The sequence below is a fragment of the Candidatus Avedoeria danica genome, from assembly GCA_016703025.1.
Taxonomy (GTDB): Bacteria; Chloroflexota; Anaerolineae; order Epilineales; family Epilineaceae; genus Avedoeria; species Avedoeria danica.
On record JADJCV010000003.1, the window covers coordinates 426,492 to 432,491 of the forward strand.

General features: G+C 67.1%; 4 protein-coding genes. 3 read left to right on the plus strand and 1 reads right to left on the minus strand.

Features of this window, described 5'->3' with window-relative positions; all coding sequences use genetic code 11:
- Positions 1 to 506: 506 nt before the first annotated feature.
- The 3 genes from IPG72_03515 to IPG72_03525 all read left to right on the plus strand — a co-directional run bounded on the left by IPG72_03515 (position 507) and on the right by IPG72_03525 (position 4,716).
- Entirely contained in the window at positions 507 to 1,403 is an 897-nt protein-coding gene (locus IPG72_03515) for a hypothetical protein (GenBank protein ID MBK6768097.1), read from the plus strand.
- Positions 1,404 to 2,415: 1,012 nt separating this feature from the next.
- Entirely contained in the window at positions 2,416 to 3,264 is an 849-nt protein-coding gene (locus tag IPG72_03520; GenBank protein MBK6768098.1) for a hypothetical protein, read from the plus strand.
- Between the two features lie 927 nt (positions 3,265 to 4,191).
- Positions 4,192 to 4,716 (plus strand): hypothetical protein, encoded by a 525-nt coding sequence (locus IPG72_03525; GenBank protein MBK6768099.1) that lies wholly within the window; start codon positions 4,192 to 4,194, stop codon positions 4,714 to 4,716.
- On the opposite strand, the gene IPG72_03530 is transcribed toward IPG72_03525, so the two are convergent.
- Positions 4,696 to 5,088, minus strand: a complete 393-nt coding sequence (locus tag IPG72_03530; GenBank protein ID MBK6768100.1) for a hypothetical protein — start codon at positions 5,086 to 5,088, stop codon at positions 4,696 to 4,698. The genes IPG72_03525 and IPG72_03530 overlap by 21 nt on opposite strands.
- Positions 5,089 to 6,000 lie beyond the last annotated feature (912 nt).

Below are 6,000 nucleotides of genomic sequence, written 5' to 3' on the forward strand. Positions count from 1 at the left end.
GATTTCGAACTGAGGATACCGTTGCGCGGCCGACCATTTGCCGCCAACGCGGAATGTCCGTACGGAGCAGGCCGTATCCTCTCATGACCTTCTCACGTTGCATAGTGGGCAGGAGAAGTCCCCGGCGGGCGTCCTGCCGTGTGGCAGTACCGAGTTTCGATTGGAATGCCGGGGTCTTATCGAGATGCGTGACTTACTCTTTCTTCGAGGAGGCAAGGGAATGACCAAGTCGGTTCTTGGACGCCTAACCCTGCCCGCTTTGGTCTTGGGGCTGGTAGTCAGCCTCTATGTGACCCAAGCAGGCACGGCATCTGCAGAGATCATCGGACCGCAGCAACCGTGCGGCACCAACATCTTCACGGCCGCCTACAACACCACGGGGGGCCCGACGGCAGACTTCGACGGATTTGGAGGACTCGCCTGCACTGAGAACCAGGGCTGGGTTTCTTCCTATCGGTCGTTCGACTTCAGCCTGACCACCGCTGGCCCACACCATTATTGCCAGCGTGTGTGGCGGCACCGGCGACTCCGAGCTCCGCATCTACCAGCGGGCCAACGGCGCGCCGAACCCGTTCACGCCGCCCCTCACCTGCCCGAACATGGTGGCCTACAACGACGACTTCTGCGGCAGCATGTCGCAGGCGACGACCACCACCGCGGTGCAAGGCGACTACACGGTCGAGGTCAACCCCTGGCTGAACCAGCAGGCTCCGACCACCGGGACCATGAGGGTCGAAGTTCCGACGTGCGTGTTCCCGCCGTACCCGTTCTTCGAGGAGATCCCGTACACGCTGACGAATCCGCTCGAGCTCTGCGCGACGGGTCGCGCGACGATCGCGCTCACGCTCACGAACTTGGGCGACGGCGCGCTCGACAACCTCGGCTCCGCCCATGAGTTCTACGTCGACGTCGTCGGCGCGGGTGGTCCGGCCGTGATCGTCGGGATCTCGTCGGGCAGCGGCGGCGGCGGCTCGGCTCCGGCCCTGCTGCCCAGCCCGAACTGCGAACTGCAGTCCGGCGCCTCGGTCCATGTGAGCATCCCGCCGGGTGGGACGGACACGGTCACGATCAGCGTGGCCTTCCCGCAGGGCCTGCCCGCCGGTCTGTCCGTGAACCGCTCGGTCTTCTACGACAACAACAACAGCGGCGGCTGTGACGACGGCGACGCTCGCTTCCAGTACTTTGACGAGCTGCCCGTCCTCCTGCCGTGCGCCGACACGGTCTGGCCGAACGATCAGCTCGGCAAGCAGGTCCACCTCCCGATCCTGAACTTCCAGGGCCAGGACGACGTCTGCGAGAGCTGGATCGAGGTTCAGAACCTGGGTTGCCGGAACGCCAAGGCGGCCCCTCGTGACCTGGGGCGAGCCGGGCTTCCGCCCGCCGCAGGCCGCCGGCCCCGCTGAAGGTGGAGTGCACCGGCCTCCTGAAGCCCGGCAGCGTGGAACCTCTACGGCGCGCAGGTCCCGACGGGCTCGAAGAGCGGTATCCTCTTCAAGCTGTCGGCCCGCCAGCTGTCCGAGGACGGCATCGACGTCATCCCCGAGGACGACATCACGGGCGACTACGTCTGCGAGGTCCTCTTCTTCAACGTCGTCGGTGACGCGGACGACTACCGCCGCTTCAAAGAAGGCCTACAAGCGAGGGCCTCGTGTTCGACGGCATCGACATGGTCCGCGCGTCCGGCGACGGCTACCTGGCCGTTGACGTGCACCGCAGCTGCCCGGGCGACGCGACGCCGGGTGCCAGACGTGACGAGCAAGTACAACGGCCTGGCCGGCTCGCACCTCGGCACGTACGACGAGGTCTACGGCGGCGCTACAGCTACTGCGTGCCGCTCGTGTACGCCAGCGCCGCCGGCTTCCAACACGATCATCTACATCCAGAACGGCGGCCTCATGTGCTCGTCGCTGGAGATCTGGTTCAAAGCCCGCGACGACTGCCTGCGCGCGACGATCTGCGACATCGCGACGCTGGCGCCGGGCGAGACCACCAGCTGGACGCGAACGACTGCGTCGGCCCCGGACTTCCAGGGCAGCGCGTGGATCCGCTCGACCCAGGTGATGGGCATCGCGGTGGACATCATCGGCGGCGACGTCCTGATGACCTACGTCGGCGAGCCGGGCGAGATCAACTACACGTTCGATCCGAACCAGTCGACGACGCGTGACGGCAACCAGGTCGCCTTTGGTCCGCTGATCTACAGCGAGTACCAGGGTTGGGACACGGGTGTCGGGTCCCAGAACCTGAGCGCGGTGTTCGCGGCCAAGGTGAAGATCTACTTCCTGGACCGCTCGGGCGACATCATCACGACGCTGGTGGACTGGGTCTGCCCGCGCGGCAGCCAGACCTTCTTCCTGCCGGTCGTCTTCGACCTGCCGGGCAACTGGGTCGGCAGCATGCGCGCCGAGAGCCAGGGTGGATCACGCCGGGTGGTCGAACGTCCTCGCGCCGAACATCGTCGGTGTGGCGACGCTCATCAAGTACAACGACGTGGCCCGCACGCAGAAGACCGAGGCGATCGCCTACAACCTTCTGCCCGAGCACAAGATCTATGACTGGCAGCTCGGCTCGGCCGGCGGCGGCCTGCACAGCGGTATCGGCTTGATCGCCATCCCGTCCGTGCTCCGCGACCTCGAGAACAGCGGCCTGACCACGGAGATCGCGATCGCGAACGTCGTCCCGAAGCCCGGCTTCACCGACCTCGTGATCTACTTCTACGACCAGAACGGCCTGCTGGACTACATCTGCCAGAAGCTCAACGAGAAGCAGGTCGAGTACATCGACCTCCAAACGTGGGGCTACATCAACGACGGCTTCAAGGGCTCGGCCATCATCAGCGCCTGGTTCTGGGAGCACGACGTCTTCGACGGCCGCGGCTTCTTCCTGCGCAACCTCGTCGGCCTCGGTGCCGTCTCGATCGAGCGCAAGGGTACCCACGGTGGTGAGGATGTTCCGGGCGACGAGGCTCCGGGCAGCCGCGGCATCCCGTTCGCCTTCACGTACGACGAAGAGGGCGAGCCGCTCTTCGATTACTGCTTCATGGGCCCCGTGCCCCTCTGCCCGGGCTTCCCGGACAACCGCGTCGGTCCTGGCGACTGCGCGGCGACGGGCACTGGTGCTGCCACGATCGAGATCCCGGGCGGCGCGCCGTTCTCGGCCTACCCGCGCGGTGACATCGGCGGCGGCAACTGCACGAACGCCGGCGTGAACGACCGCAACTGGGGCGCACGACTTCCACGGTCTGCCCGGGCACCAGCGAGATGACGGTCACGATCAACACGGTCACGCTGGCGCCGTTCAGCAGTGCGAGCTGCGGCATCGCGGGTCAGGACTTGCTCCTACGCGTTGTTCATCGGCCCGGACAGGGTTCAGCCCGAACTCCAGTGCGAGAACTTCGTCGAGAACAACAAGCCTGACTTCCAGGGCCTCAGCGCCGGCTCATCGTCCACGTTCCAGATCGGATGCACCAGGCCGTACCACGCTCATGATGCAGAACAGCACGACACGACCCCGCCGCAGTCGATCGGTAGCGTGGACTTCGAGATCACCTCAAGCTGGCTGATCGCCCGATCGCGTCAGGTCCGCCGACCTGATCCAAGACGGCCCACAACCGCCCCCGGGGATTCCCCGGGGGCGGTTGCTTTTTCCGTTGTTCGCCCGGTTCGTTCGGACCCGCCGATCCGTGAGGCGTTCGCCTCCTGACCGGCGCGCCGGCATTCATGATGCGAAGCAATCATGATGCTAAACTGTCGCCGTTGTCGGCTCGCCATCCTGGCGGCCGCGTGGATCCTGCAATCGGAGGCCTCCATGCTCTGTCGTTCCGCCCTTCGGCCAGTACTGGCCGCCGTGCTTGCGGCCCTGCTTGCCTGTTCAGGCGCGCCCCGGTCCGGTGCAGGACAGGCGCCCAGCGCCGGGGTGTTGACGCTGGTCGATCAGACCCTCCGGCGTCAGCTACGCCGTGGCATCGGACGGAGCGACGCGCGCGGTGCTGGGCGCAGGCCAGCGGGCATACGTGCTCGACGTCGCCGCCGACGCCAGCACCACACGGTGGTCAGCCGCACCCCATCCTTCCGCCGCGGTGCGCCGCGCTCCTGCTCGATGGGTCGCGCCTCTTCGTAGCGCCGGAGAACCGGGCATCCACGTCTTCAACATCGCCGATCCACTGCGCCGACCGGGATCAGGAGTCATCCGGTGACCCATGAGGTGCGGAGATGGTCCCTGCGCGAGGGACGGCTGGTCACCGCCGAGTTCGGTGAAGGGGTGGCGATCTACGATGTGACCGGCGACGACGTGCCCGTTGCACCGCTGGCGGTCGAGCACACGCGCCGCGCCGTGACCTACGTGGCCGTGCAGGACGATCTGGTCTATGCGGCCTACGCCACCGGGGGCCTCGGGATCATCGACATCTCGACGCCCGCCGAGCCGCGCTACCTCGGACAGGCGGAGCTTCCGCCGGACAGCAAGGCGGAGACCCGCTTGGTGGCTGGCGCCACGGCGCTCATGGCCGCGGAATCCAGCGCTTGGGATCTACGACGTCGCGAACCCGCGCGAGCCCCAAGCTCATCATGCACGGTCCAGAACAGGACGGTCATTCGCACGGTCGCGTCGTCAGGAGCACGCTCTACGTGGGCCACGGCACGCAGGGCGTGGGCGTATACGACTTCACGACACCTGCCGCGCCGACGCTCCTGCGGCCTAACTGCCGACGCTCAATGACGTCGTGCGGATGCGGGCGTCGGGACACAGCTTTAATACGTTGATCGACTGGCTGGCCGGGCTGACGCTGTACGACGTCTCGACCGCGGATACGCCGCCCATCAGCCAGGTGGCGGACGTGGCGGGGTGCCCTTTGGCCTGGCACAGGCCGGCGGCAACGTCTTCGTCGGTTCGCCCCGACCGCCTGTCGGTGATCGACGTCGTCCCGATGCGTATAAAGGTGGCGTCGGCGCCCGCTGCCTCCGGCCTCCCAGGACGTCTATGGATCTCGCGGACGACCGGCTGGCGGTTGGGGACGTGCAGACTGGGCTCGACCTGTTCGACGTGGCCGATCCGCGCGCGCCGCGTCCCGCTCGTGCGCATGGGGCCCAAGTGCGTGACGTGCTCCTGCTGGACGACAGGGCCTGATCACGACGGGCGGCGCAGGGCTTAGCCACGTGGGATCTGACGGACCCCCCCAACCGCAGCGACGGCTGCGCACCCCATTCCCGCCTTCATGGGGCCTGGCCGCCGATGACGCGAACGTCTTTGTGGCGGATCAGAGAAACGGACTCATCGTGTATGCCGCGCCCCGAAGGCGCGTGGCCGATCGTCGGCGGTGGGCTCCGGCACCACGATCGGGCGGGGCCCCCGCGATGTCGTCTTCTGGATCCGGACACCGTGGCCGTGACCGCCGACGAAGAGGCTGTACGTGGTCGATGTCAGCGACCGCGCTCCCGGCGATCGTCAGCATCCCTGAACACGCGCCGTGCCCACCGTCTGGCAGTACGCGATGACCTCGTGTTCGCCGGCAGGCACCTCGCTCGGATCGCCACTTCGGCGTTACAAACCGCGCCAGGCCCGCTTCGTCGGCCTGCCGTAGTCTGTCGACCGCCGTGTCGTCGCCAGCGTGGGTAGGATCGTCTCTTTGCGGCGGCGGCAACGAGGCTCATCTTTGGCGATTCGGCTCAGGACGATCCACGCCGCCGGGACGGTGGTCTCGGGCGAGGACCATCGCTGACGCCCCATCGCGCACGGCGCGGACGGCAACTCCGGCATCGTCCAGCAGGCGCGCAGCCCGCAGCCGGTGGCGAACCGGCTTGGCGGTCCCTCGGCGTGGCGGTGCCTCGCGGCCCATCGCCATCGGACGCGCCGCTCGCCGACGGCGGCGCGATCCGACAGAGGCCTCGATCGACGGATCCTGAGTGTTCTAACGGCAGTTCGACCTTGAAGCGGTGGTCAGCGGTGTTTGATCAGTTATGTCTGCGTTTGGCTGCCGCGCGGTGTTGGGGAGCAGGGCATGAC